The sequence below is a fragment of the Pseudomonas sp. LAMO17WK12:I5 genome, from assembly GCF_900215165.1.
GTDB classification, from domain to species: Bacteria; Pseudomonadota; Gammaproteobacteria; order Pseudomonadales; family Pseudomonadaceae; genus Aquipseudomonas; species Aquipseudomonas putida_A.
Window position 1 is genome coordinate 204,018 of sequence record NZ_OBDS01000005.1, and the last position, 25,770, is coordinate 229,787.

The 25,770-nt window shown below is 60.8% G+C and carries 20 protein-coding genes and 2 riboswitches; of the genes, 13 read left to right on the forward strand and 7 right to left on the reverse strand.

Annotated features, from left to right (window positions below; all coding sequences use genetic code 11):
• Positions 1–9: 9 nt before the first annotated feature.
• Positions 10–3,720, reverse strand: a complete 3,711-nt coding sequence (gene metH, locus CRO59_RS10500; RefSeq protein ID WP_097087278.1) for a methionine synthase — start codon at positions 3,718–3,720, stop codon at positions 10–12.
• 5 nt (positions 3,721–3,725) lie between these two features.
• Positions 3,726–3,977: a hypothetical protein gene (locus CRO59_RS28740; RefSeq protein WP_177325655.1), complete on the reverse strand. Its 252-nt coding sequence runs from the start codon at positions 3,975–3,977 to the stop codon at positions 3,726–3,728.
• Between CRO59_RS28740 and CRO59_RS10505 the strand changes: the two genes are divergently transcribed.
• From CRO59_RS10505 to nfuA, 3 genes are all read left to right on the forward strand, one after another.
• Positions 3,877–6,171 carry a fatty acid cis/trans isomerase gene (locus tag CRO59_RS10505; protein ID WP_097087485.1) on the forward strand — a complete coding sequence of 765 codons (2,295 nt, stop codon included), beginning with the start codon at positions 3,877–3,879 and terminating at the stop codon, positions 6,169–6,171. The two genes, CRO59_RS28740 and CRO59_RS10505, sit on opposite strands and share 101 nt — an antisense overlap.
• A gap of 181 nt (positions 6,172–6,352) precedes the next feature.
• Positions 6,353–7,378, forward strand: coding sequence for an acyltransferase (locus tag CRO59_RS10510; RefSeq protein ID WP_097087279.1), 1,026 nt, complete (start codon positions 6,353–6,355; stop codon positions 7,376–7,378).
• 57 nt (positions 7,379–7,435) lie between these two features.
• Positions 7,436–8,020 carry a Fe-S biogenesis protein NfuA gene (nfuA, locus tag CRO59_RS10515; protein ID WP_003225494.1) on the forward strand — a complete coding sequence of 195 codons (585 nt, stop codon included), beginning with the start codon at positions 7,436–7,438 and terminating at the stop codon, positions 8,018–8,020.
• A gap of 201 nt (positions 8,021–8,221) precedes the next feature.
• Here the strand turns inward: nfuA and cobM are convergent, their stop codons facing one another.
• The 4 genes from cobM to CRO59_RS10535 form a co-directional block, all read right to left on the reverse strand.
• Positions 8,222–8,968 carry a precorrin-4 C(11)-methyltransferase gene (cobM, locus tag CRO59_RS10520; RefSeq protein ID WP_027613712.1) on the reverse strand — a complete coding sequence of 249 codons (747 nt, stop codon included), beginning with the start codon at positions 8,966–8,968 and terminating at the stop codon, positions 8,222–8,224.
• Positions 8,969–9,049: 81 nt separating this feature from the next.
• Complete coding sequence (locus CRO59_RS10525) at positions 9,050–9,463, reverse strand: cobalamin biosynthesis protein (protein WP_041072679.1); 414 nt, start codon at positions 9,461–9,463, stop codon at positions 9,050–9,052.
• Complete coding sequence (locus CRO59_RS10530; RefSeq protein ID WP_095669042.1) at positions 9,460–10,158, reverse strand: CbtA family protein; 699 nt, start codon at positions 10,156–10,158, stop codon at positions 9,460–9,462. Before CRO59_RS10530 ends, CRO59_RS10525 begins: the two co-directional genes overlap by 4 nt.
• Before the next feature lie 11 nt (positions 10,159–10,169).
• Entirely contained in the window at positions 10,170–10,367 is a 198-nt protein-coding gene (locus CRO59_RS10535; protein ID WP_003225486.1) for a CbtB domain-containing protein, read from the reverse strand.
• 122 nt (positions 10,368–10,489) lie between these two features.
• Positions 10,490–10,712, reverse strand: a riboswitch (cobalamin riboswitch).
• 961 nt (positions 10,713–11,673) lie between these two features.
• Positions 11,674–11,887, forward strand: a riboswitch (cobalamin riboswitch).
• A gap of 97 nt (positions 11,888–11,984) precedes the next feature.
• On the opposite strand from CRO59_RS10535, the gene cobW reads away from it, so the two are divergent.
• The 6 genes from cobW to CRO59_RS10565 all read left to right on the forward strand — a co-directional run bounded on the left by cobW (position 11,985) and on the right by CRO59_RS10565 (position 22,522).
• The gene (gene cobW, locus CRO59_RS10540) at positions 11,985–13,055 is read left to right on the forward strand and encodes a cobalamin biosynthesis protein CobW (protein WP_097087281.1); all 1,071 of its coding nucleotides are present in this window, start codon (positions 11,985–11,987) and stop codon (positions 13,053–13,055) included.
• A 3-nt stretch (positions 13,056–13,058) separates the two neighbouring features.
• Positions 13,059–16,907: a cobaltochelatase subunit CobN gene (gene cobN / locus CRO59_RS10545; RefSeq protein ID WP_097087282.1), complete on the forward strand. Its 3,849-nt coding sequence runs from the start codon at positions 13,059–13,061 to the stop codon at positions 16,905–16,907.
• A 164-nt stretch (positions 16,908–17,071) separates the two neighbouring features.
• A complete protein-coding gene (locus CRO59_RS10550) occupies positions 17,072–18,070 on the forward strand; it encodes an ATP-binding protein (RefSeq protein WP_097087284.1) in 999 nt (332 codons plus the stop codon).
• A gap of 104 nt (positions 18,071–18,174) precedes the next feature.
• The gene (locus CRO59_RS10555) at positions 18,175–18,729 is read left to right on the forward strand and encodes a VWA domain-containing protein (RefSeq protein WP_097087286.1); all 555 of its coding nucleotides are present in this window, start codon (positions 18,175–18,177) and stop codon (positions 18,727–18,729) included.
• 171 nt (positions 18,730–18,900) lie between these two features.
• Positions 18,901–20,547 (forward strand): phospholipase D-like domain-containing protein, encoded by a 1,647-nt coding sequence (locus tag CRO59_RS10560; RefSeq protein ID WP_097087288.1) that lies wholly within the window; start codon positions 18,901–18,903, stop codon positions 20,545–20,547.
• A 415-nt stretch (positions 20,548–20,962) separates the two neighbouring features.
• Positions 20,963–22,522, forward strand: a complete 1,560-nt coding sequence (locus tag CRO59_RS10565; RefSeq protein ID WP_097087290.1) for a TerC family protein — start codon at positions 20,963–20,965, stop codon at positions 22,520–22,522.
• Positions 22,523–22,688: 166 nt separating this feature from the next.
• Here CRO59_RS10565 and CRO59_RS10570 read toward each other — a convergent pair whose 3' ends face one another.
• The gene (locus CRO59_RS10570; protein ID WP_097087292.1) at positions 22,689–23,117 is read right to left on the reverse strand and encodes a thioredoxin domain-containing protein; all 429 of its coding nucleotides are present in this window, start codon (positions 23,115–23,117) and stop codon (positions 22,689–22,691) included.
• Between the two features lie 276 nt (positions 23,118–23,393).
• Here CRO59_RS10570 and CRO59_RS10575 point away from each other — a divergent pair, with 276 nt between their 5' ends.
• The 4 genes from CRO59_RS10575 (at position 23,394) to CRO59_RS10590 (ending at position 25,762) form a co-directional block, all read left to right on the forward strand.
• Positions 23,394–23,642, forward strand: a complete 249-nt coding sequence (locus CRO59_RS10575; protein ID WP_003225462.1) for a type II toxin-antitoxin system Phd/YefM family antitoxin — start codon at positions 23,394–23,396, stop codon at positions 23,640–23,642.
• Positions 23,632–23,913, forward strand: a complete 282-nt coding sequence (locus CRO59_RS10580; protein ID WP_097087294.1) for a type II toxin-antitoxin system RelE/ParE family toxin — start codon at positions 23,632–23,634, stop codon at positions 23,911–23,913. The genes CRO59_RS10575 and CRO59_RS10580 overlap by 11 nt, the downstream gene beginning before the upstream one ends.
• 286 nt (positions 23,914–24,199) lie before the next feature.
• Positions 24,200–25,048: a transporter substrate-binding domain-containing protein gene (locus CRO59_RS10585; RefSeq protein ID WP_047294802.1), complete on the forward strand. Its 849-nt coding sequence runs from the start codon at positions 24,200–24,202 to the stop codon at positions 25,046–25,048.
• 51 nt (positions 25,049–25,099) lie between these two features.
• Positions 25,100–25,762 carry an amino acid ABC transporter permease gene (locus tag CRO59_RS10590; protein ID WP_003225455.1) on the forward strand — a complete coding sequence of 221 codons (663 nt, stop codon included), beginning with the start codon at positions 25,100–25,102 and terminating at the stop codon, positions 25,760–25,762.
• Positions 25,763–25,770 lie beyond the last annotated feature (8 nt).

Genomic DNA, 25,770 nt, shown 5'->3' on the forward strand with positions numbered 1-25,770 from the left:
GCGTTGAGCTTATTCGTCGTAACCGAGGTTCGGCGCCAGCCAGCGCTCGGTCACGCTCAGCTCCTGACCTTTGCGCGAGGTGTAGCTCTGCACCTGATCCTTGTCGATCTTGCCGACGGCGAAGTATTGCGCTTGCGGGTGAGCGAAGTACCAGCCGCTGACCGCCGCTGCCGGGAACATCGCGTAGTGTTCAGTGAGGAACACGCCGCTGCGGCCCGCGCGCATTTCGCTGGCTTCAGGATCGAGCAAGGTGAACAGCGTGGCCTTCTCGGTGTGATCCGGGCAGGCCGGATAACCCGGTGCCGGACGGATACCGGAGTATTGCTCTTTGATCAGCGCGTCGTTGTCCAGCGCCTCATCCTTGGCGTAACCCCAGTGTTCTTTGCGCACTTGCTGGTGCAGCCATTCGGCGCAGGCCTCGGCTAGACGGTCGGCCAGTGCCTTGACCATGATCGAGTTGTAGTCGTCGCCAGCGTCCTGATAGGCCTTGGCGACTTCTTCGGCGCCGATGCCGGCGGTGGTGATGAAACCACCGACGTAGTCGGTCACTTCGCTGTCTTTCGGTGCAACGAAGTCGGCCAGCGAGAAATTCGGCTTGCCGTCGGTTTTGATGGTCTGCTGGCGCAGGTGATGCAGGCGCGCCATTGGCTTGCCGTCATCGCCGTACAGTTCGATGTCGTCGTCATGCACCTGATTGGCCGGCCAGAAACCGAACACCGCACGGGCGCTGATCAGCTTCTCGTCGATCAGCTTGGTGAGCATCTCGCGCGCATCCTTGTACAGCGCGGTGGCGGCTTCACCGACCACTTCGTCTTCGAGGATGCGCGGGAATTTGCCGGCCAGATCCCAGGAGATGAAGAACGGCGTCCAGTCGATGTACTCGGCCAGAACGTTGAGGTCGATGTTGTCCAGCACGCGAGTGCCGGTGAAGGTCGGCTTGACCGGCGTGTAGTTCGCCCAGTCGAACTGCGGCTTCTTGGCGATCGCCGCCGCGTAGCTCAGGCGCTCGGTACGGGCGCTGCGGTTGGCGGTGCGCTCACGCACATCGACGTATTCCAGTCGGGTCTTCTCGACGAAACCCGCCTTGAGTTCCTTGGACAGCAACTGCGTCGCGACACCGACCGCACGCGAGGCGTCGGTGACGTAGACCACCGCATCGTTGCTGTACTTCGGCTCGATCTTCACGGCGGTGTGCGCCTTGGACGTGGTCGCACCACCGATCATCAGCGGCAGATGGAAATCCTGACGCTGCATTTCACGGGCAACGTGAACCATCTCGTCCAGCGACGGGGTGATCAGGCCGGACAGGCCGATGATGTCGCACTTTTCTTCCTTGGCCACCTGGAGGATTTTCTCCGCCGGGACCATCACGCCGAGGTCGACGATGTCGTAACCGTTGCAACCCAGCACCACGCCGACGATGTTCTTGCCGATGTCGTGCACATCGCCTTTTACCGTGGCCATCAGGATCTTGCCCTTGGCTTCCGGCTTGTCGCCTTTTTCCAGTTCGATAAACGGGATCAGATGCGCCACGGCCTGCTTCATTACGCGCGCGGATTTCACCACCTGCGGCAGGAACATTTTGCCGGCGCCGAACAGGTCGCCGACGATGTTCATGCCGGACATCAGCGGGCCTTCGATGACTTCGATCGGGCGGGCGAACGACTGGCGCGACTCTTCGGTGTCTTCGACGATGTGCGTGGTGATGCCCTTGACCAACGCATGCTCCAGGCGCTTGTTGACGTCCCAGCTGCGCCACTCTTCGGTCTCGGCTTCCTTGACGCTGCCGTCGCCCTTGTACTTGTCGGCGATGGCGAGGAGGGCGTCGGTGCCTTCCGGCGTGCGGTTGAGGATCACGTCTTCGACGGCGTCGCGCAGCTCCTGCGGGATCTGGTCGTAGATTTCCAGCTGACCGGCGTTGACGATACCCATGGTCAGGCCGGCGCGGATCGCGTACAGCAGGAACACCGAGTGAATCGCTTCACGCACCGGGTTGTTGCCACGGAACGAGAACGACACGTTGGACACGCCGCCGGAACTCAGCGCATACGGCAGCTCGTCGCGGATGTAGGCACAGGCGTTGATGAAGTCCACAGCGTAGTTGTTGTGTTCTTCGATGCCGGTGGCCACGGCGAAGATGTTCGGGTCGAAGATGATGTCTTCCGGCGGGAAGCCGACTTCGTTGACCAGAATGTCGTAGGAGCGTTTGCAGATTTCTTTCTTGCGCGCTTCGGTGTCGGCCTGACCGGCTTCGTCGAACGCCATCACCACTACCGCAGCGCCGTAGCGTTTGCACAGTTTGGCGTGATGGATGAATTGCTCGACGCCTTCTTTCATGCTGATCGAGTTGACGATGCCCTTGCCCTGAATGCACTTCAGACCGGCTTCGATGACTTCCCATTTCGAGGAGTCGATCATGATCGGTACGCGGGAAATGTCCGGTTCACCGGCGATCAGATTGAGGAAGGTCACCATGGCCTTCTTCGAATCGAGCATGCCTTCGTCCATGTTGATGTCGATCACCTGCGCGCCGGCCTCGACCTGCTGCAGGGCGACTTCCAGGGCTTCGGTGTAGTTGTCTTCACGGATCAGACGGGCGAACTTGGCGGAACCGGTGATGTTGGTGCGCTCGCCGACGTTAACGAACAACGAGCTGCGATCGATGGTGAACGGCTCCAGCCCCGATAGACGGCAAGCCTTGGGAATGTCCGGAATCTGCCGCGGTGCGTAACCGGCCACGGCCTTGGCGATGGCTTCGATGTGGCCCGGGGTGGTGCCGCAGCAGCCGCCGACGATATTGAGGAAGCCGCTCTGGGCGAACTCTTCGATGACTTTGGCGGTTTGCGCCGGCAACTCGTCGTACTCGCCGAACTCATTCGGCAAACCGGCGTTCGGGTGCGCGGAAACGTGAGTGCTGGCCTTGTTCGACAGCTCTTCCAGGTATGGGCGCAGCTCACTGGCGCCGAGGGCGCAGTTGAGGCCGACCGAGATCGGCTTGGCGTGGGCAACGGAGTTCCAGAACGCTTCGGTGGTCTGGCCCGACAGGGTGCGGCCGGACGCATCGGTGATGGTCCCGGAAATCATGATCGGCAGTTCGATGTGCAGCTCTTCGAACACCCCTTGCACGGCGAAGATCGCGGCTTTGGCGTTGAGGGTGTCGAAGATGGTTTCGATCAGGATCAGGTCGACGCCGCCCTCGATCAGGCCCTTGGTGGCCTCGGTGTAGTTCTCCACCAGTTCATCGAAGGTGACGTTGCGGTAGCCGGGGTTGTTCACGTCTGGCGACAGCGAGCAGGTGCGGCTGGTCGGGCCGAGCACGCCGGCGACGAAACGCGGCTTGTCCGGGTTCTCGGCGGTCTTGGCGTCGGCCACCTTGCGCGCCAGTCGTGCGCCTTCTACGTTTAATTCGTACGCCAGCTCTTCCATGCCGTAGTCGGCCATGGAAATGCGCGTGGCGTTGAAGGTGTTGGTTTCCAGAATGTCGGCGCCGGCATCCAGATAAGCCTTTTCGATGCCGCCGATCACGTCCGGACGGGTAATCACCAGCAGGTCGTTGTTGCCCTTGACGTCACTCGGCCAGTCAGCGAAGCGTTTGCCGCGATAATCCTGCTCCTCGAGCTTGTAGCTCTGGATCATCGTGCCCATGCCGCCGTCGAGAATCAGGATGCGCTCTTTGAGGGCTTGCTTGAGAGCTTGAAGGCGGACGCTGCGATCGGACATTGGGACTACTCGAAAAGACCATGACGAAGGGCCGGGATCATAACAAACCTGTGCGCTTTTGGAGCACGTGCTGCTTTTGCATGAATATCGTTCATGTTGGTACGAGCGTCATACTGTAGAATCGCGGGCGTTTTTTTCACGATCGGGATCATGGGCATGTCGTACCGCGTCATCAGCATTTTCTTGCTGTTCTTAAGCTGGGGCGCCATTGCGCAGGAACCCGCGATCTCACCTTCTATTTCATATACGCGTGACATCCAGCCAATCTTCACCGAGAAGTGTGTGGCCTGCCACGCCTGCTACGACTCGGCGTGCCAGCTCAATCTGGGCAGCGGCGAAGGCGCAGGGCGGGGTGCAAGCAAGATGCCGGTCTACGACGGCGAACGCACTCAGGCGGCGCCGACCACGCGGCTGTTCTACGACGCCTTCGGCAAACGTGCCTGGCAGCAGAAGGGCTTCTATTCGGTACTCGACGCTCAGGGCAGCCAAGCGGCGCTGATGGCGCGGATGCTGGAACTGGGCCACAAAACCCCGCTGACCCCGAATGCCAAGCTGCCGGAAGACATCGTGCTCGGCCTGCAACGGGAAAACATGTGCGCGATGCCCGCCGAGTTTGACGGCTATGCCGGCGCTCACCCGAAAGAAGGCATGCCGCTGGCGGTGACCGGGCTGACCGATCAGCAATACCAGACCCTGCAACGCTGGCTGGCGTCCGGTGCGCCGATCGACGAGCAAGGCCTGGCGCCGAGCGCCAAGGAAGCGCTGCAAATCGTCCAGTGGGAAAACCTGCTCAATGCGCCGGGGGCGCGGCAGAGTCTGGTTGGGCGCTGGCTGTTCGAACACTGGTACCTTGCGCACCTCTATTTCAAGGACGGCGAACCGGGGCACTACTTCCAGTGGGTGCGTTCGCGCACGCCGACAGGGCAGCCGATCGACCTGATCGCCACCCGTCGCCCGAATGACGACCCGGGCACTCAGGTGTATTACCGCTTGTGGCCGGTGCAAGGGGTGATCGTGCACAAGACCCACATCACCTATCCGCTGAGTGCGGCGAAGATGGCGCGGGTCAAGAGTCTGTTCTACAGCGGCAACTGGCAGGTCACTGCGCTGCCGGGTTACGGCCCGCAGAGCCGGGCCAACCCGTTCGCCACCTTCGAGGCGATTCCGGCGCAGGCGCGTTATCAGTTCATGCTCGATAACGCCGAATACTTCGTCCGCACCTTTATTCGCGGGCCGGTGTGCCGTGGGCAGATTGCGACGGATGTGATTCGCGACAACTTCTGGGCGCTGTTCCAGGCCCCGGAACATGACCTGTACATCACCGACCCGAACTATCGCGGCCAGGCCACGCCGTTGCTGGCGATGCCGGGGCAGAACGATGACGTCGGCAGTGTGCTGAGCCTGTGGCACAACTATCGCAACAAGCGCAATGAATACGAGGCCCTGCGCCGCGACAGCTACGCCGACCAACCGCCGCCGAGCTGGTCGACCCTGTGGGCCGGCAACGACAACGCGCTGCTGAGCATTTTCCGCCACTTCGACAGTGCTTCGGTGACCAAAGGCCTGATCGGTGAAGTGCCACAGACCATGTGGCTGTTCGACTATCCGCTGCTGGAGCGCACCTATTATCAGTTGGCGGTCAACTTCGATGTGTTCGGCAACGTCTCCCATCAGGCGCAGACTCGTCTGTATTTCGACCTGATCCGCAACGGCGCCGAGCAGAACTTCCTGCGCCTGATGCCGGCCGATTCCCGCGAGGACTACCTCGACGATTGGTACCAAAGCAGCGGCCAGTTCAAGATGTGGCTCGACTATGAGGCGATCGACGACGACAAACCGACCGCGCTGAAACTCGATCCGAAGGACCCGAAATACGACTTCGCCATGCAGTTGCTGGCGCGTTACGGCGACCTGAATGCGCGGCCGGATCCGATCAATCGCTGTGACGGCGCCTATTGCTCGCGACCGAATATCGACCCGGCGCTACAGAACGCCGAGCAGGCGCTGAGTCGCCTGACCTCGCGTCCGGCCGGCGGTTTGAAGGTGATCGACCAATTGCCGGAAGCAACCATGCTGCGCATCGAATCTCGCAGCGGCAAACGCGAGGTGTACAGCCTGCTGCGCAATCGCGCGCACAGCAACGTGGCGTTCCTGTTGGGCGAGTCGCTGCGCTATCAACCGGGGCTGGACACCTTAACCGTCTACCCGGGCGTACTGAGCAGCTATCCGAATTTCATCTTCAACATTCCGGCCGAGCAAGTGCCGGCCTTTGTCGATGCCATGGAGAATGCCAAGGATGCGCAGCAGTTCGAAAAAATCGTCGAACGTTGGGGGATCCGTCGCAGTCATCCGCAATTCTGGTTCTATTTCCACGACCTGAGCCAATACATCCACGAAACCGATCCGGTGGAAGAGGGCGTGCTGGACATGAATCGCTACCAGAATCTTTGATCGTTTAATACAGGCCGACTGTCACAGCTTCAGGTAACACACAAATCCCCTGTGGGAGCGAGCCTGCTCGCGAAGGCGGAGTGTCAGGCGCCGAATACATTGAACTTGCCGTCGCTTTCGCGAGCAGGCTCGCTCCCACAGGGTGAAGTGGTGTTTTTGCAATTGTGATCGGGAGCGGCTGATGTTGATTTCAGTGCAGGCCCTGCGGGCGCTTGCCGCGTGGACGGTGGTCTGTCACCACTTCATGCAGATTTTCTTCGACTTCAAGGCGCGCGGCCCGGTCGGGCAGTTCTTCATCGACAAAGGCGCAGTCGGCGTCGATGTTTTCTTCGTCATCAGTGGTCTGGTGATTTTCCTCTCCACCGAAAGCAAAGCACTGCCGCCCGCGCGCTTCCTGCTGTACCGACTTTTTCGCATCGTCCCGGCGTACTGGCTGTACACGCTGTTGATGGCGTTGCTGGTGCTGTTCGCCCGGCCAATGTTGCCGGATCAGACGGTGGACTGGGCGCATTTCCTCGCGTCGCTGTTATTCATTCCTGCGCAAAACCCCGGCGGCTACGGGATTTATCCGACGCTGAATGTCGGCTGGACGCTCAACTACGAAATGCTCTTCTATGTGTTGTTTGCATGCGCGCTGGTGTTCCGTTGGCAGGTGCGCTTGCTGGTGGTCGCCGCGTTGCTGTTTTCGGTGTGTCAGGCGTTCGGCTGGCTCAACGAGTTTTACCGTTCCGACATCGTCTACGAGTTTCTGCTGGGGATCGGCATTGGCGTGCTCTATCGCCGGGGCTGGATTGGCGCCGGCCTGTGGCTGCCGCTGTTGGCGATGGGCGCTGCGATGATGGCGATCTATCACCTGGCACCGGCGCCAAGGTTATTGAACTGGGGCGTGCCGAGCGCGGTGCTGGTGATGGCTTGCATGGCGCTGGAGCGCTACGTCGAGCGCAATCGGGTGATGAAATGGCTCGGTGACTGTTCCTATTCGGTGTACCTGATGCACGTGTTGGTGTTGTCGGTTGGTGGTTTTATCGCGCGACGCTACGGAATCAACCCGTATCTGATGTTCATCGTCTGCGCTCTGGCGATTGGTGTGGGGTCATGGTTGAGCTACGAATGGGTGGAAAAACGCAGCTATCAGTGGCTTAAAGCGCGGATCGAGGGCGAACCGATGCGCGCACCTGTCGAGAATCTTTCCCGACAAAAATACTAGGACTTTGTCCGGCGCAATGATTGGCGTAAACTGCGCCCAAGCCTGCGAGGAGTTTCCATGACCGCTATTACCATTACCGACGCCGCCCACGATTACCTGGCCGATCTGCTCTCCAAGCAGAACACTCCAGGCATCGGCATCCGCGTCTTCATCACCCAGCCTGGCACCCAGTACGCCGAAACCTGCATTGCCTACTGCAAGCCGGGCGAAGAAAAACCTGAAGATACCGCGCTGGGGCTGAAAAGCTTCACCGCCTATATCGATTCGTTCAGCGAAGCGTTCCTTGACGACGCCGTCGTCGATTACGCCACCGACCGCATGGGCGGCCAACTGACCATCAAAGCGCCAAACGCCAAAGTCCCGATGGTCAATGCCGACAGCCCGGTCAACGAGCGCATCAACTACTACCTGCAAACCGAAATCAACCCGGGGCTGGCCAGCCACGGCGGTCAGGTCAGCCTGATCGATGTGGTCGAGGACGGCATCGCCGTGTTGCAGTTCGGTGGTGGTTGCCAAGGCTGCGGCCAGGCCGATGTGACCCTGAAGGAAGGCATCGAGCGCACCTTGCTCGAACGTATTCCAGAGCTCAAAGGTGTGCGCGACGTGACCGACCACACGCAGAAAGAAAATGCCTACTACTGAGTAAGGTGTTCACTGCGAACACGAAAAACGGCGCCCCGTGAGCGCCGTTTTTTTATGCACTTGATTAATGAGTGCCTGTTTATTGTGTGGCGAGGGGATTTATCCCCGATGGGTTGCGAAGCAGCCCCAGAAAAGGAACTGCTGCGCAGTTCATCGGGGATAAATCCCCTCGCCACAGGTTGGCACCCAATCCCATATGATTCAGGGTCTGTAGAGGTGTGCATGCCCCGCGCGATACAGCGATGACTCGCTAAACACCTCACTGCCCAGCACCCGACCCACCAGAATCAACGCTGTACGCCGAAACCCTTTGGCCGCAACCTTCTCGGCAATATCCTCCAGCGTCCCCACCACCCAGTCCTGATCCGGCCACGTCGCCCGGTGAATCACCGCAATCGGGCAATCCGCGCCGTAATGCGGCAGCAGTTCGGCGATGATTTTCTGCAGATGATTGACCCCCAGATGAATCGCCATGGTCGCGCCATGTTGCGCCAGACTGCTCAGCTCCTCACCCGCCGGCATTGCGGTCTTGTCCGCATAGCGGGTCAGAATCACGCTCTGCGACACGTCCGGCAGTGTCAGTTCCGCGCCTAGCAAGGCTGCACACGCTGCGGTCGCGGTGACGCCGGGAATGATCTCGAACGGAATATTCAGCTCGCGCAGATAACGAATCTGCTCGCCAATCGCGCCATACAGGCTCGGATCACCGGAATGCACCCGCGCTACGTTCTGGCCCTTGGCATGGGCGGATTTGATCAGTTCAATGATCTGCTCCAGATGCAATTCGGCGCTGTTGACCACGGTTTCAGCCTGATGCCCCTCCAGCACAGCGGCCGGTACCAGCGAGCCTGCGTAGATGATCACCGGGCAACTGCGGATCAGCCGCTGGCCTTTGACGGTGATCAGTTCCGGGTCGCCGGGGCCGGCGCCGATGAAGTAGACGGTCATGAAGAAATCCTGTGAAAAACGGGGCAGGGCAACGCTTCAGATGAAGATTGCTCATGATCAAACGGGGGGATTATCGGGAATTTACGCAGCGCCGGCCAATGCCAAGGTTGCCTGAGCGTATTTTTGCCGGGAAATCAGCAGTTTTGCCGGTGCCTGAATCAACTGCTCGGCGAGGGCCAGGGCGGCACTTTCCGCCACGCCGTAGCAACCGGTGCGCTCGTAGGCGATCTGCGAATGGTGGCTCAGACGTTGCTGATAACTGGCCAGTTCGTCGCTGCTGAAATACAACAGCGGCAACGCCAGTTGGCTGGCCAGTTCCTGCAGGCCGGGTTCATCGCGTTTAAGGTCGATGCTGGCCAAGGCCTTGACCGCTTCAAGTTCTATACGATGCGCCTGTAACGCCTGATCGAGTAACGCGCGCAGCGTGCTGACCGGGCAGCCGCGCTGGCAGCCCAGGCCGACCACAAAGGTCGGCGCTGCGCGGTCATCGGTCATGCGTGGTATTGACCAGCGCTTTTGCGGCGGAACAACCAGGCGCTGATCAGGCCCAGGGCCAGCCAGAACGCCACGTTGGTCAACTGCGAAGCGATTTTGAACTGGGCTTCCAGCGCCTCCGGGGCGAGCATCGAATGCACTTCCGGTTGCGGTGCGCCGATTACGTGCGGCACGGCGAGGATCGCCACGCCCAGCAGCTTCATCAACCAGTGGCGGCTGAACACGATCAACGCCAGGCCAACAGCGGTGGAAGCGGCGGTGCCGATCCACCAGGTTTGCCGCGACGCCAGATCGGCTGCAGCGGTGCCCGGCAGTTCAGGCGGCAGGCCCAGGGTCGGCGCAAGGACGAAGGTCGCGTAGCCGGCCAGGCCCCAGAGCAGGCCTTGCGAGGTTTTGGTCGGTGCACGCAGGGTGTACAGGCCGGCGAGCATCAGGGCGAACCCGACCGCCACCACCAGATTGCCGCCGGTGGTCGAGACCACGCGTTGCCAGCCGTCCTCCGGCTCCCAGGCTTCGGCGTCATGGGTGTGAGCAGCCGTACCGGCGGCGTGTTCGTGAACGGCCACCGGTTCGGACTTCTCGAAGGTTTCGGCTTGTAGAATCAGCGGCGAGACCCAGAAGCTTTGCAGCAACGTCAGCAGCAGGGCGGCCAGCAGGCCGGTGAAGCCTGCGGTTTGCGCGATACGCTTGATCATGTCGGCAGGTCTCAGTGGCACGGGAACGCGGCGCTGTGGCGGGTGTCGTGAGCGGCGTTGTGCACCGCTTCGATGTGCGAGAAACCGGCGAAGTACACAAGGCTGGCACCCAGAATCGACGCGAAGATCGCGGCGGTCAGGCGTTGGCTCAAGGTGGCGGTGCTGGAGATTTTGTCGGTGTTGCTACCGGTGCTGCTGATGATCGACATGGCGCTTCCCTCTGGAGTGTCAGCGGGTGATATAGAGCGCATGAAAACCCCTGCGAGTCGGGCACGCAGAGGTTCGAACAGCGCCCGCCCACCGCGGGTTTGTTATGTTCAGTGACGCAAAATGCGCACTGTGTGTTGCGGGCCGGTCTCCGGGCTCACGAGGGGTTGGCGTCTGGCCGACCTGCAAGCGTCACCTTCCCATGCCGCGTTGGCACAGTGGATCTGACGCTTCGCTCGCTTACCGTTGCGGGGGCAGCACCGGACTGACATGGCTTTGAGTAAAGCACATGATTCACCGGTTTCCCGTTTCACCCTGTGAAGGGCACCCGTAACAAGCTGTGTAGGAGAGCATGGGGTGGGGGATTTAGTCAATTTTGGGGGTGGATCCGTTGCTGCGGGTGTTGCTGATTACGGTTCCGCCCTTACGGCGGGTCACTTTTGGCAAACGCCCGGAATGCCGGCCCAGCCAAAAGTAACCAAAAGGTCTTTGCCCTGACGTTCGGCCCTCGCCTAGGCTCGGGTTCCTTCGCTCCGGGATTCATCCGGGGGCAGCGCCTACGGTTTGCTTCGCTGCACCTCCTCTCGCTGTGTTTGGCTGCGCCAAACGGTCGCTGCGCTCCCACGCCCCGGATAAATCCCTCCACTCAGCCTGCCGACGGGCCCTCAGATCAAAAGCGGTACTCGAGCTAACGCTCATTGTGTTGAGTGGGGCGGCTTCGCCGCAGGGGCAGCACGCAATCTGAACTGTAGGAGCCAGCCTGCTGGCGATGGCGGCCTGACAGCCGACCAATCTCCAACTGAATACACCCAATCCCATGTAGGAACTGCCGAAGGCTGTGATCTTTTGATCTGCTCTGGCTCTGGCTCTGGCTCTGGCTTTTGATGTGGCTTTTGATCTTCAGCCCCTTCGGCAGGCCGAGCGTAGGTGTTCATCCGGGGGTTAGGCGCGCAGCGCCATGCGGCGAAGCCGCATCCATCGAGAGGAGGTGCAGCGAAGCAAACCGGAGGCGATGCCCCCGGATGGACACCGTAGCGAGGGAACACTGAGCCTAAGCGAAGTGCCGTACGCCGGGGCAAAGCCTTTTGGGTTACCTTTTCGGCGTTTGGAAAAGGTGACTCGCTGTAAGAGCGAAACCGCCAGCGGCGACACCCGCAGCAACGGATATGCCCCCAATCCAAAAAAACCAAACCCCTTAACCCGAAGTCTGGCAAAAGTGACCCGCCTCAACGGCGAAACCGTAATCAGCAACCCCCGCAGCAACGGATAAGCCCCCAATCCAACCATTGACCGGTCACCACCCGATGCGTAGCCTTGCGCTTTCGAGGTTCTTCGGCCCACGCCGAAGCTAAGAAGGGAACGCGGTCAAAGCCGCGGCTGCCCCCGCAACTGTGAACGGTGAAGTTCGTTGCCACGCCACTGCCAGCTCAATCCACTGAGCCCGCGGGAAGGCGCAACGAACGCCGGGCCCAAGGCCCGAACACCGTCAGCCAGGAGACCTGCCTCGTCACAGATTTCTCACTACAACCGGGCGGGGTGATCCGGTGGCGAATTCTTCCGCGCGCACGCTCGCAGCGGATCTCGTCCCGTATGCCCGCCACCTTGCCAAAGGGCATCCGATGAAAACACTGGCCAAACTCCCCGTCACCATCGTCACCGGTTTTCTCGGCTCGGGCAAAACCACCTTGCTGCGACACATGCTCGACAACGCCCAGGGCCGTCGCATCGCCGTGATCGTCAACGAGTTCGGCGAGCTGGGCATCGACGGTGAAATCCTCAAGCAATGCACCATCGGCTGCACCGAAGAAGAAGCCACCGGCCGCGTCTACGAACTGGCCAACGGCTGCCTGTGCTGCACGGTGCAGGAAGAGTTCTTCCCGGTGATGCGTGAACTGGTCGCCCGTCGCGGCGATCTCGATCACATCCTGATCGAGACCTCCGGTCTGGCTCTGCCAAAACCATTGGTGCAAGCCTTCCAGTGGCCGGAAATCCGCAGCGCCTGCACCGTTGACGCAGTGATCACCGTGGTCGACAGCCCGGCCGTGGCCGCTGGCACCTTCGCCGCGTTCCCGGATCAGGTCGATGCCCAGCGCAAACTCGACCCGAATCTGGATCACGAATCGCCGCTGCATGAGCTGTTCGCCGACCAACTGGCCAGCGCCGATCTGGTGATCCTCAACAAGGCCGACCAGACCAGCGCCGAAGATCTGGCTCGCGTTCGCGCCGAAGTCGCCGAAGAACTGCCACCAGCGGTGAAAATCATCGAAGCCAGCAACGGTCGCCTGCCGCTGGACGTGCTGATCGGCCTCGGTGCCGGATCCGAAGAACATATCGACAGCCGCCACAGCCATCACGATCACCATCACGACGGTGATGACGACCATGATGACCACGATCACGACGCCTTCGATTCGATCTCCATCGAACTGCCGCAAGCCGACGAAAGCCTGCTGCTCGACGCGCTGACGCAACTGGTTGTGCAGCACGGCATCCTGCGCGTGAAGGGCTTCGCGGCGATTCCGAACAAGCCGATGCGCCTGTTGATTCAAGGCGTGGGCACGCGTTTCGACAAGCACTTCGACCGCCAGTGGGGCGCTGACGAAGCGCGCGTCACCCGTCTGGTGCTGATCGGTCAGGAACTCGACGCCGCGCAACTCGAAGCGCAACTGCGCACCGCGCTCAGCGTTTAAGCCATGCACCTGCTCAGGACACAGCCCGGCGGTTTCGTGTCGGATGACAACATTGCCGACCTTGGACAAACCCCCGCCGAGCTGGTGATCCTGTGCAGCGGCGACTCCAGCCTGGCGCTGCTCGCCGAAGCCGCGCAGCAATTGCCCGAGGATTACCCGAGCCTGCGCCTGGCCAATCCGATGCAGGTGCAGAATCACGCCTCGGTCGATCTGTATGTCGATGAGGTGCTGTGTCACGCCAAGGTCATTCTGATTTCGCTGCACGGCGGCATCGCTTATTGGCGTTACGGCGTCGAGCGTCTGGTGGAATTGTCCGAGCGCGGCGTGCAGGTGATTCTGGTGCCCGGTGATGATCGTCCCGACCCGGAACTCAGCGACCTGAGCACCGTGCCCGCCGAAGATCGCGACCGTCTCTGGCAGTTCCTGCGTCAGGGCGGCATGGGCAATGCGCTGGATTTCTTTCATTGTCTGGCCAACCGCTGGCTGGCGCGTGACTACGCCTGGGGCGAGCCGCAAGCGCTGCCGCGTACGGCGATTTACCAGTCACAGAAAAACACCGCCGCACTCTGCGACTGGCAAGCCGAATGGCTGCCCGGTCAACCGGTCGCGGCGGTGTTGTTTTATCGCTCGCATTTGCAAGCGGCGAACACTGCGTTCATCGACGTGTTCTGCCAGCGCTTGCAGGCGGCGGGGCTCAATCCGTTGCCGATCGTCGTCGCCAGCCTGAAAGAACCCGGCTGTCTGAGCGTGGTCGAGGACTGGCTGGACGAGGTCGAGGCGGCGGTGATTCTCAACACCACCGGTTTCGCGCAGTCCAGTCCAGAAGCCCCGCATCTGCGCCCGTTCCGGCGCAATATTCCGGTGATTCAGGCGATCTGCGCTCAGGACAACGAGCCGGGCTGGCGCGACAGCGAGCAGGGCTTGGGGCCTCGGGACCTGGCGATGCACATTGCCTTGCCGGAACTCGACGGGCGCATCATCAGTCGACCGATCAGCTTCAAGGATCTGGCCTGGCGCAGCGAGCGCAGCCAGTCCGACGTGGTCTGCTACCGGGCGCAACCCGAACGCATGGATTTCGTCGCTGAACTGGCGCGGCGCTGGAGCGATCTGGCGCGGCTGCCGAACACGGAAAAACGCATCGCGCTGATCCTCGCCAACTACCCGACTCGCGACGGCCGGATCGGCAATGGCGTCGGTCTGGACACGCCGGCGGCGGCATTGAATATCCTGCGCGCGTTGCAGGCGGAAGGCTTCCCGCTGACGGCGAAGTTGCCGGACAGCGGCACCGAACTGATCCAGCAATTGCTCGGCGGCGTCAGCAACGACCTCGACAGCATCGACCTGCGTCCATGCCAGCAAAGCCTGGCGATGGACGCCTATCTGGCGATGTTCAATGCGCTGCCGCAAGCCAATCGCGCGGCAGTACTGGAACGCTGGGGCACCCCGCAAAATGATCCAATGTGCCGCGACGGACGGATGATGATCGCCGGGCTGCGTTTTGGTCTGACTTTCGTCGGCATTCAACCGGCGCGCGGTTATCAGGTCGATCCGAGTGCGGTGTACCACGACCCGGATCTGGTGCCGCCGCACGGCTATCTGGCGTTCTATTTCTGGCTGCGCAACACCTACGGTGCCCACGCGGTGATTCACGTCGGCAAGCACGGCAACCTCGAATGGCTGCCGGGTAAGGGCGTCGGCCTTTCGGAGAATTGCTGGCCGGACGCATTGCTCGGGCCGCTGCCGAACATCTATCCGTTTATCGTCAACGACCCGGGCGAGGGCGCCCAGGCCAAACGGCGCACGCAAGCGGTGATCATCGACCACCTGATGCCGCCGCTGACCCGCGCCGAAACCTACGGCCCGCTGCGCAATCTGGAACTGTTGGCCGACGAATATTACGAGGCGCAACTGCTCGATCCGCGTCGCGCCCGCGAGCTGCAGCGCGACATTCTGCAACTGGTGCGCGAGACGCAGATCGACCGCGAACTGCAACTCGACGCCGGTCTGGACAGCGACGCCGATGCAGCGATCTGGCTGCCGCGTCTGGATACCTATCTGTGTGACCTGAAGGAATCGCAGATCCGCGATGGCCTGCACATCTTTGGCGAGTCGCCGACCGGGCGTTTGCGCATCGACACGCTGCTGGCGCTGCTGCGCATTCCGCGTGGCGACGGCAAGGGTGCGCAGTCGAGTCTGCTGCGGGCGTTGGCCAAGGCGTTTGAGTTGGGCTTTGATCCGCTGGATTGCTCCCTTGCCGATCCATGGAACGGCCCGTGCCCGCCGGAGCTGCAAAGCGTCAGCGACGAAGTCTGGCGCAGCGCCGGTGACACCCGCGAACGCCTTGAGCTATTCGCCACTCAACTGATCTCCCAAACAGTGCACGCCCCTTGTAGGAGTGAGCCTGCTCGCGATAGCGGTGTGTCATTCAACACTGAATTGCCTGACCTGACGCCATCGCGAGCAGGCTCACTCCTACAGGAACCGAGGGGGGCTGAAGTGAGCGCGATCATTGAAAATCTGCGCGAAGTCGTCGCCCCACGCCTAGACGCCTGCGGCCCCGCCGAAATGCGCGGTCTGCTCGACGCCCTCAACGGTCGCTTCGTCCCCGCCGGCCCAAGCGGCGCGCCCAGTCGTGGCCGTCTCGACGTGTTGCCCACCGGGCGCAACTTCTACTCGGTGGATGTGCGCAACCTGCCGACCACTACCGCGTGGCGCATTGGTTTCCAGTCCGCCACGTTGATCCTTGAGCGCCACTTGCAGGATCACGGCGATCACCTGCGTCAGCTCGGCCTGTCGGTGTGGGGCACTGCGACCATGCGCACCGGCGGTGACGACATCGCCCAGGCCATGGCGTTGATGGGCGTGCGTCCTGTTTGGGCCACCGGCAGTCAGCGCGTCGATGATTTCGAGATTCTGCCGTTGAGTCTGCTCGACCGACCACGGGTCGATGTAACGCTGCGGGTCTCGGGCTTCTTCCGCGATGCCTTTGCCAACCTGATTCGCCTGTTCGACGCGGCCGTGCAAGCGGTGGCGGCGCTGGACGAACCGGATGACCTCAATCCGCTGGCCGCCAAAGTCCGCGCCGAGCGTGAAGCGCTGCTGCAATCGGGGCTGGATGCCGACGCGGCACGGCGCCAGGCCGGCTGGCGTATTTTCGGCGCCAAGCCCGGGGCTTACGGCGCCGGTGTGCAAGGCGCGATCGACGGGCGCCTGTGGCAGACCCGCGAGGATCTGGCCGAGGTCTACCTGAACTGGGGCGCCTACGCTTACGGCGGTGCTGACGAAGGCACCGCCGCCCGCGAGCAGTTCGTCCAGCGTCTGAGTCAGGTGCAAGCGGTGCTACAGAACCAGGACAATCGCGAGCACGACTTGCTCGATTCCAACGACTATTACCAGTTTCAGGGCGGCATGCTCGCGGCGGTGGAAACCCTGCGCGGCGAAGCGGCGGCGAGTTATCACGGTGATCACAGCCAGCCGGATCTGCCGAGAATCCGTACCCTGAAAGAAGAACTGAATCGAGTGATACGCTCGCGGGCGGCCAATCCGAAATGGATCGACGGGGTCAAGCGTCATGGCTATAAAGGCGCCTTCGAACTGGCGGCGACAGTCGATAACCTGTTCGCTTTCGACGCCACCACACAACTGATCGATGATCATCAGTACGCGTTGCTGGCGGATGCCTACTTGCTCGACCCGGCGACCCGCGATTTTGTTCGTGAACACAATCCGCATGCGCTGCGCGACATGACCGAGCGCATGCTCGAAGCGCAGCAGCGCGGGATGTGGCAGGAACCCGGCGTGTATAAAGAAGCACTGGAAAACCTGCTGCTGGATATAGAAGAAGACACCTGACACACCGCCTCACTCTGTGGGAGCGAGCCTGCTCGCGAAGGCGTCGTGTCAGACAGTATTTTTGTAGCTGGCACACCGCTTTCGCGAGCAGGCTCGCTCCCCCAGGGATCAACGTGGCTCCCAACGATTTTCGACAGATCACCGACCATGACCGAGTATTGAAGATGACCGACACCCCGCATTTCCCGCTCTCTGCCGTGGTCGGCGCCGATGACCTGAAACTCGCGCTGTGCCTCACCGCCATCGACCCGAAAATCGGTGGCGTGCTGATCGAAGGCCCGCGCGGCATGGCCAAGTCGACCCTGGCCCGTGGCTTGGCTGATCTGCTGGCGAGCGGACAGTTCGTCACGCTGCCATTGGGCGCCACCGAAGAGCGTCTGGTCGGCACTCTTGATCTCGACGCCGCGCTGAGTGAAGGGCGGGCGCAGTTTTCTCCCGGTGTTTTGGCCAAGGCTGACGGCGGTGTGCTGTACGTCGATGAAGTAAACCTGCTGCCCGATCATCTGGTCGACCTGCTGCTCGATGTGGCTGCCAGTGGTACCAACCTGATCGAGCGCGACGGCATCTCCCATCGGCATTCGGCGCGATTTGTATTGATCGGCACGATGAACCCGGAAGAGGGTGAATTACGGCCACAGCTGCTTGACCGTTTCGGCCTGAACGTCGCCCTCAGCGGCCACACCGCGCCGACCGAACGCGGGCAGATCATCCGGCGCCGACTGGATTTCGACAGCGATCCACAGGCGTTCTGCGTGCAGTGGGAAGCCCAGCAGCAAGCGCTGCGTGAGCGCTGCGAACAGGCGCGCATCGCCTTGGCGAGCATTGCGCTGGACGACGACGCGTTGGCAAACATCACCGAGCGTTGTTTTGCGGCGGGTGTCGATGGCTTGCGCGCCGATCTGGTGTGGCTGCGGGCTGCCCGTGCGCACGCAGCATGGCGCGGCGCTGCCGCGATTGCCGAGCAGGACATCGACGCCGTGGCGGAATTTGCCCTGCGGCATCGCCGTCGTGAATCGTCTTCTTCCAGCTCTCAGCCACCCGCGCAAAACCCGGCCAGTAGCCAGGCCGAACCGAGCGAAGGGCAGGGCCAGTGGGGCGATATGCCCGCCCCGGCACTGGCCACGGGTGCTCGCCGTGAAGTGCCGAGCTGGCCAAAAAAGTAACCGGCATTCGTCCCCGATCCGACGCGGGGGCGAATGCCAGACCCCGCGCCGGACGCCTCGACCACGGACGCCAGGGCCAGCGCCACGCCGCGCGCAGCGGCCTGGTGAACTGGCCGGGCACGCTGCTCAACGGCCGTCCGCAAACCCGTGAGGACTTGCAGTTCCAGTTGCGCACTCGTTCTCCCCATGAGTTGTGGCTGGTGATCGTCGATGCGTCGGCTTCGACGCGTCGGCATCAGGCGCTGAGCGATGCCAAGGGCCTGCTCGCGCAATTGTTCGATGATGCTTATCGGCAGCGCGCGCGACTGGCCTTGCTGACCGCCAGCGGCAGCGCGCCGAAATGGCAGGTGCAAGGTCTGAAGGCATCGAGTGGTTTGCGCACCTGGCTGGAGGCGTTGGGGGCGGGCGGCGGCACGCCGTTGGTGGCGGCATTGACGCAGGCACAGCAATGGCTGGTGCAGCGACAAAAGCGCTTCCCGGCCGAGCAGCAGCGCTTGCTGGTGGTGACGGATGGCCGCTTGAAAACCTTGCCGCCGATGTTGCCGCTGGAGTGTCCGGGATTGTTGATCGACATTGAGCGTGGGCCGATCCGCCTGGCTCGGGCGCGGGAGTTGGCGGCAGCGCTGAATGCGGATTATCGGCATATCGATGATATGTGAAGTCTGAACAGGCCTCTTCGCGAGCAGGCTCGCTCCCACAATGTTGGTGAACACCGCTTGCTCTGTGGGAGCGAGCCTGCTCGCGAAGGCATCGCCTCGGATCATGCAGGATCACCAAAAACCGCAGCGCTGCTCTATGCTCCACCCCAGCCCAATCACAAGGAGTGAATCATGCGGGTACTGGTCGCCAATCCTCAGGACGATTTTCGCGTCAAAGCCTACGCCGGCACCAACGGCGTGCTGCTGGCCATGGATCTTGCCGAACCCCGGCGCAAAGGCCTGCTCGGGTTTGCCATCGAAAAGCAGCAGGGCGGCAAACCGTGGTTGTTCCTGTTCAACAGCCTGACATTTCCCGGCAAGGCGCACACGTTCCCGCAGTATCACGCCACGCCCAGCGATAAAGCGCCGCTACAGAAATTCCGCTGGGCCGATTACGCGGTCAATCCGGGCACGACGATGCACTATCGCGTGCATCTGGCCTATGGCACGGCGGATGCGCCGCTATTGGGAGAATCACTGGAGCTGAGCATCACCAGTGACGACGGTCATCCGGCCAACCAGAGCGTGATATTCAACCGTGCCGTGGCCGCCAGTCAGGCCTTCCAGCGCAAATTTCCCGACCTCGACGCGCAGATCAGCGCCAACAAGAACTTCCCCATCGAGGCCTGGCCCGACGCGGCGCGGCTGTGGCTGGAGAACGGACTCCTGGAGCGATTGCTGGGCTTTATCGAACGTGCAGTGGACGCGCAGTGGGCGCTGGACATCGCGATCTACGAGTATCAGTTGCAGGCGATCGTCGACGCAGTGAATGCGGCATTTGCCCGAGGGGTTCAGGTGCGCGTGCTGTATCACGCGCAACCTGATGATCCCGATACGACCCTGAACGAAAAGAACCTTGCCAAATTGCCGATGGCGAACAAGCGCGGCCGGGTCACCCATAACATCTTTCACGACAAATTCATTGTTCTCAGCAGCGTCGATGGCGCGGGTCAGCGGCAACCGCAGGCGGTGCTGTGCGGCAGCACCAATTTCACCGCCAACGGTGTTTATCGCCAGGCCAACGTGGTGCATACGCTCGACGACGTGACGATTGCCACGCGTTATTTGCAAGTGTTCGAAGAGGTCTGGGCCAACCCCGCCGACGTCGCTGCGACGCGCAGCTGGATCACCGAGCACAACCCGATGAACCCTACGCAGCCGCTGTTCGCCGGGTTCTCGCCACGCAGCGGTGGTGGCGATTTGCGTGAGTTTGTCGAGATCATCGAGGCGGCGAAAAAGGACGTGTTGTTCGTCACCGCTTTCAGCCTGCCGGACGCGATTCTCAACGCGCTGCTCGGCAAACCGCATGACGACATCCTGCGTTACGGCCTGCAAAATACCGCGAGCAGCATCACCGGATTTCATGCCGACCGCACCGCCGAATTCGCTGCCACAGCTTTGCTCAACACCGGGCTGGAAGGCTGGCTGAAAGAAAACATGAAAGGCCAGAAGGGCAACCTGCTGGTGCACACCAAAGCCGTGATCACCGACTTCACCACCGATGCGCCGACCATCATCAGCGGCAGTCACAACCTCAGTACGTCAGCCAGTAACGGCAATGACGAGAACTTCCTGATCATTCGTGGCGACACCGATCTGGCTGATCGCTATGGCCTGGAGTTGCTGCGGTTTTATGAGCATTACCGCTTTCGCTATTTCGCGAAAAAACTCGAGCTCAAGCAGGTGAGTCCGCTGGCGGTGGATGACAGCTGGACCCACGATTATTACGTAGAGGGGGATTTGCGCCAGTTGTCGCGGTTGCGCTTTGCCGGGCGATGATGTGGTGTGTTTGATGACCCCTTCGCGAGCAAGCCCGCTCCCACATTGGACTTTCTTTGAACTCAGAACCTGCGTCCGACGAATAACCCTTGTGGGAGCGGGCTTGCTCGCGAAAGGGCCTGCAGGAAAATCACATTTCCTGTGCTCTTACAGATTTTGAAATGATTTGCCGCTGTAGAAAATGTGCCTTGAGCCTGTACGCTCCAAGGCCATTTTTCATTCAGGATTTGCATGAACACCCTCTTGGAGCCTCCCAGTCGTACCTTCTCCACGCGCCATGGCGCGGTCTTGACGCACTCGCAGCATCCGGTTTTCCGACTCCCGTCTATCGTTGACAACGCGGCTTCAGAGCCTTCGCGTTGCACTTTGCCGTGTCCGGCAGCCTGAATTCACTGAAGAGAGATCGAGACATTTTATGGAATGGTTAGCGGATCCCACGGCCTGGTTAGGCTTGTTGACTCTGATCGTGCTGGAACTGGTGCTGGGTATCGACAACCTGGTGTTCATCGCGATCCTGGCGGACAAACTGCCGCCGCATCAGCGCGATCGTGCGCGGATCATCGGCCTGTCGTTGGCGCTGATCATGCGCCTGGGCCTGTTGGCGAGTATTTCCTGGCTGGTGACCCTCACGCAGCCGTTGTTCGAGGTGTTCGACAAGAGCTTCTCCGGCCGTGACCTGATCATGCTGTTCGGTGGTGTATTCCTGCTGTTCAAGGCGACGATGGAGCTGCACGAACGACTCGAAGGCCACGTCGGCCAGCGCTCGACCAACGCCGCTTACGCGCTGTTCTGGCCAATCGTCGCGCAGATCGTGGTGCTCGATGCGGTGTTCTCGCTGGACGCGGTAATCACCGCCGTCGGCATGGTTGATGAACTGGCGGTGATGATGATCGCGGTGATCATTTCCATCGGCCTGATGATCGTCGCCAGCAAGCCGCTGACCCGCTTCGTCAATGCGCACCCGACGGTGATCATGCTGTGTCTGGGCTTCCTGATGATGATCGGTTTCGCCCTGACGGCCGAAGGCCTGGGTTTCCACATCCCGAAAGGCTATTTGTACGCGGCGATTGGTTTCTCGATCCTGATCGAGGTGTTCAACCAGATCGCTCGGGCCCGACGCAAGCGTTCGATGCAAGGCTTGCGCCCCATACGTGAGCGCACGGCCCACGCGGTAATGCGTCTGCTGGGCGGGCGCAAGCTGGAGGCGGAGGAGGTCGGCGAGGAAATTTCCGATCTGCTCGATGACGGCGAAGCCCCGAGTGCGGAGCTGTTCGACCGCCGCGAGCGAGTGATGATCAGTGGCGTGCTGCAACTGGCCGAGCGGCCGATTCGGAACCTGATGACCGTACGTGCGGATGTCGACACCATCGATCTGGCCGACGACGCCGAGACAATTCGCACAAAATTGATGCACTCGTCGTATTCACGTCTGCCGCTGATTCGCCACGGCGCGGTGGATGAACCGTTGGGCTTCGTGCACAAAAAGGAACTGCTCAAGGAATACCTGGCCGGTGCCGAGCCGAATCTGGAGCACCTGGCGCGCAAGACCATCAACCTGCTCGACAGCTATTCGATCCTCAATGCGCTGGAGCAAATGCGCGCGGCGTCGACCCACATCGCCTTCGTGGTCAACGAGTTCGGTGACTTCGTCGGCGTGTTGACCATGACCGACATCCTCGAATCGATTGCCGGCGAACTGCCCGATGCCAGCGAAATCGAAGGCCCGGACGTGATCGAGGGGCAGGGCGGGTTCATCGTCAGCGGCGCATTGAATCTGACGCGTGTTCGCCAGCGCACCGGGTTCGGCGCCGAACCGACCGAGGACTATCAGACCCTGGCCGGACTGGTGATGAGCCTGCTGGATCGCTTGCCGATGATCGGCGATCGGCTGCAGTACGCAGGCTGGCAAATGACCGTCAAAGCCGTTGAGGAACGACGGGTGACGCAGGTGTTGCTGGTGCGCGATTCAGCGTAAGGCAGCAGCCTTGCGCTGACGGGGCCGGCCCCTTCGCGGGCAAGCCCGCTCCCACAGTGCACGCGTCGTACACGAAATGTGTGAACAACGTTGACCCCTGTGGGAGCGGGCTTGCCCGCGAAAGCGATGTGTCAGACGCCGTAACGATTACGGGAAATGCACTGCCTCAAATCACCCGCCGATGCGCACGCGCGATTGTGCAGAGCCTGCTCAATGTGCGGCGCAACCACGGCAGGTCATGCCTTGGTTTCTGCTGCACCACCGGCGCCCTGGTCCTGCCAATATGTCGGGCAAAGTCCGCCGCCAGTGTTTCCTCTGTGCCGATGCCCTTGAGCTTCTTCAGCAACTTGCCGTTCTTGTAGAACAGCACCGTCGGCGTGCCGGTGACCAACGGATGGCGCGGCGACTCACGGGTGTTAAGCATGTAGATATTGGCGCGATGACGGTACGGCTCGGCAATCTGACGAAAAATCGGCCCGGCCCATTCGCAGGCGGGGCAGTGTTCATTGGCGAAATACAGGATCACCGGGCGCCAGGTTTTCAGGGCTTTGCGGTAAACCGGGGCCAGATTGGAAATGGTATTGGCAGCGCTCATTGAGAACTCCTTTTCAACGACCTCGAAGGTTCGATGACGTTAAAGAAGGGTGAAGAACAGGTCTACTGTCAGAAATTACAGGTGGCCTGTGGATTCGCGAGATTTTTCCCACTTTTATAAAGGACCGGCCCGACACGAAGCCCGGAAATGTGGAATGTCGGGACGTGATACCTTTTTTCACTCAATAAAAGAGAAGGCGGTAATAAGCGATAGGCGTCGAAGCCGTCTTGGAGTGCTATTTTAAGCACCATTAACAGCACTCCAGGGAGCACCATCATGACTCACGTAGTCCTTTCTAATATCGTTGCGAGTATTTCTGAATTGAAAAGAAACCCCATGGGTACCGTGGCCGCCGGTGGTGGCCAATCTGTTGCAATCCTCAATCGAAATGAGCCGGCGTTTTATTGTGTTCCCGCAAAGGAGTATGAGGCGATGATGAATCGTCTTGAGGATCTGGAACTGATCGCACTGTGCAAGGAGCGAGAAAACGATCCCACCATCAAGGTCTCTATAGATGACCTATGAGCTGGAGTTTTCCGAGAAAGCCTGGAAGGAATGGAAAAAGCTTGATTCAGCACTTCAGAATCAGTTCAAGAAAAAGCTCTCTACACGTCTGGTCAATCCTCACGCTCCTGCCGATCAACTCCGAGGGTTGGGAAACGCCTACAAAATCAAGCTTCGCAGTGCTGGATACTGGCTGGTCTATCGCGTAAAGAACGAGGTTTTGGTTGTTACCGTGATTGCGGTAGGGAGAAGAGAGCGGGGAGAGGTCTACGACAAAGCCGCTTGCCGATAGATCTGGAGAGCTGGCCCCTTCAATCGCTAACCACATTGCACCGAAGTAGCCCTTCGTGCTCCATCTGGGAACCTGCTACTCGTTATTTGTAGCCTAAGGTAGCGCAGCCCATCAGTACCCGCACCTGACTCCATTTTTCGCATTTCCTGCATCCCGTTGATTTCAAAAACATTTAACCCCTCTACAGTTTCCCTGTGATTCCTGTGGCACACTTTCTGCTGTCTATTCCGTAGTAACAAACCATGTTCCGGTATAGCGGAATAAACATCATCCTGGAGTGCTTGCCATGCATCGCCGTCCTTCGTTGTTCAAAGCGTGTGTTTTCGTTCTTGCGGCTTCGTCCGCTGTGATGGGCATGGCCCAGGCAGCCGATAGCAAGCTCGACAGTGTTCTGGCCCGGGGCAAGCTGATTGTCGGCACCGGCAGCACCAATGCGCCGTGGCACTTTCAGGGGGCGGACGGCAAGTTGCAGGGCTTTGATATCGACATCGCCAGGATGGTGGCCAAAGGGCTGTTCAATGACCCGAACAAGGTCGAGTTCGTCGTGCAGTCGTCCGATGCGCGGATTCCCAATCTGCTGACCGACAAGGTCGACATGAGCTGCCAGTTCATCACCGTCACTGCCAGCCGTGCGCAGCAAGTAGCGTTCACCCTGCCGTACTACCGCGAAGGTGTCGGCCTGCTGCTGCCGGCCAACAGCAAGTACAAGGAAATCGAAGACCTGCAGGCGGCCGGTGACAGCGTTACGGTGGCCGTGTTGCAAAACGTCTATGCCGAAGAGCTGGTGCACCAGGCGCTGCCCAAGGCCAAGGTCGATCAGTACGACAGTGTCGATCTGATGTATCAGGCGGTGAACTCCGGTCGCGCCGATGCCGCTGCTACCGATCAGTCGTCGGTCAAGTACCTGATGGTGCAGAACCCCGGCCGCTACCGCAGCCCGACCTACGCGTGGAGCCCACAGACCTACGCCTGCGCAGTCAAACGCGGCGATCAGGACTGGCTGAACTTCGTCAACACCACTCTGCATGAAGCCATGACCGGCGTTGAGTTCCCGACTTACGCGGCATCCTTCAAGCAATGGTTCGGTGTCGACCTGCCGTCGCCGGCGATCGGTTTCCCTGTCGAATTCAAATGATCCCGTGAGAGTGGGGCGCCTGCACGCGCCCCGCTCAAGGTACTGCTGACCATGAACTATCAGTTGAACTTTGCCGCCGTGTGGCGCGATTTCGACACCTTGCTGGCGGGGCTCGGTCTGGGTCTTGAACTGGCACTGGTGTCGATCGCCATCGGCTGCGTGATCGGCCTGCTGATGGCGTTTGCCTTGCTGTCGAAGCATCGCGCCTTGCGGGTGCTGGCCTCGGTGTACGTCACGGTGGTGCGTAACACGCCGATTCTGGTGTTGATTCTGTTGATCTACTTTGCCTTGCCGAGCCTGGGTATCCGTCTGGACAAGATTCCCTCGTTCATCATCACGCTGTCGCTGTATGCCGGTGCCTATCTGACCGAGGTGTTCCGTGGTGGTTTGCTGAGCATTCCCAAAGGCCAGCGCGAAGCGGGGCTGGCGATCGGCCTCGGTGAGTGGCAGGTCAAGGCCTACGTCACCGTGCCGGTGATGCTGCGCAACGTGTTGCCGGCGCTGTCGAACAACTTCATCTCGCTGTTCAAGGACACCTCGCTGGCCGCCGCGATTGCGGTGCCGGAGCTGACCTATTACGCGCGCAAGATCAACGTCGAGAGCTACCGGGTGATCGAAACCTGGCTGGTGACCACGGCGTTGTATGTCGCGGCCTGTTACCTCATTGCCATGCTGCTGCGTTACCTCGAGCAGCGTCTGGCGATCCGCCGATAGGAGGCTGC

What these genes read in the sequence shown, in the direction of transcription:
- CRO59_RS10505 (WP_097087485.1), top strand. Translation starts at nt 3,877, where the DNA reads ATGTCGTACCGCGTCATCAGCATTTTCTTGCTGTTCTTAAGCTGGGGC.
- nfuA (WP_003225494.1), top strand. Translation starts at nt 7,436, where the DNA reads ATGACCGCTATTACCATTACCGACGCCGCCCACGATTACCTGGCCGAT.
- metH (WP_097087278.1), bottom strand. Translation starts at nt 3,720, where the DNA reads ATGTCCGATCGCAGCGTCCGCCTTCAAGCTCTCAAGCAAGCCCTCAAA.
- CRO59_RS10560 (WP_097087288.1), top strand. Translation starts at nt 18,901, where the DNA reads ATGCGGGTACTGGTCGCCAATCCTCAGGACGATTTTCGCGTCAAAGCC.
- CRO59_RS10575 (WP_003225462.1), top strand. Translation starts at nt 23,394, where the DNA reads ATGACTCACGTAGTCCTTTCTAATATCGTTGCGAGTATTTCTGAATTG.
- CRO59_RS10585 (WP_047294802.1), top strand. Translation starts at nt 24,200, where the DNA reads ATGCATCGCCGTCCTTCGTTGTTCAAAGCGTGTGTTTTCGTTCTTGCG.
- CRO59_RS10570 (WP_097087292.1), bottom strand. Translation starts at nt 23,117, where the DNA reads ATGAGCGCTGCCAATACCATTTCCAATCTGGCCCCGGTTTACCGCAAA.
- CRO59_RS28740 (WP_177325655.1), bottom strand. Translation starts at nt 3,977, where the DNA reads ATGTCACGCGTATATGAAATAGAAGGTGAGATCGCGGGTTCCTGCGCA.
- CRO59_RS10530 (WP_095669042.1), bottom strand. Translation starts at nt 10,158, where the DNA reads ATGATCAAGCGTATCGCGCAAACCGCAGGCTTCACCGGCCTGCTGGCC.
- CRO59_RS10510 (WP_097087279.1), top strand. Translation starts at nt 6,353, where the DNA reads ATGTTGATTTCAGTGCAGGCCCTGCGGGCGCTTGCCGCGTGGACGGTG.
- CRO59_RS10565 (WP_097087290.1), top strand. Translation starts at nt 20,963, where the DNA reads ATGGAATGGTTAGCGGATCCCACGGCCTGGTTAGGCTTGTTGACTCTG.
- CRO59_RS10535 (WP_003225486.1), bottom strand. Translation starts at nt 10,367, where the DNA reads ATGTCGATCATCAGCAGCACCGGTAGCAACACCGACAAAATCTCCAGC.
- CRO59_RS10525 (WP_041072679.1), bottom strand. Translation starts at nt 9,463, where the DNA reads ATGACCGATGACCGCGCAGCGCCGACCTTTGTGGTCGGCCTGGGCTGC.
- cobW (WP_097087281.1), top strand. Translation starts at nt 11,985, where the DNA reads ATGAAAACACTGGCCAAACTCCCCGTCACCATCGTCACCGGTTTTCTC.
- cobM (WP_027613712.1), bottom strand. Translation starts at nt 8,968, where the DNA reads ATGACCGTCTACTTCATCGGCGCCGGCCCCGGCGACCCGGAACTGATC.
- CRO59_RS10590 (WP_003225455.1), top strand. Translation starts at nt 25,100, where the DNA reads ATGAACTATCAGTTGAACTTTGCCGCCGTGTGGCGCGATTTCGACACC.
- CRO59_RS10550 (WP_097087284.1), top strand. Translation starts at nt 17,072, where the DNA reads ATGACCGACACCCCGCATTTCCCGCTCTCTGCCGTGGTCGGCGCCGAT.
- cobN (WP_097087282.1), top strand. Translation starts at nt 13,059, where the DNA reads ATGCACCTGCTCAGGACACAGCCCGGCGGTTTCGTGTCGGATGACAAC.
- CRO59_RS10580 (WP_097087294.1), top strand. Translation starts at nt 23,632, where the DNA reads ATGACCTATGAGCTGGAGTTTTCCGAGAAAGCCTGGAAGGAATGGAAA.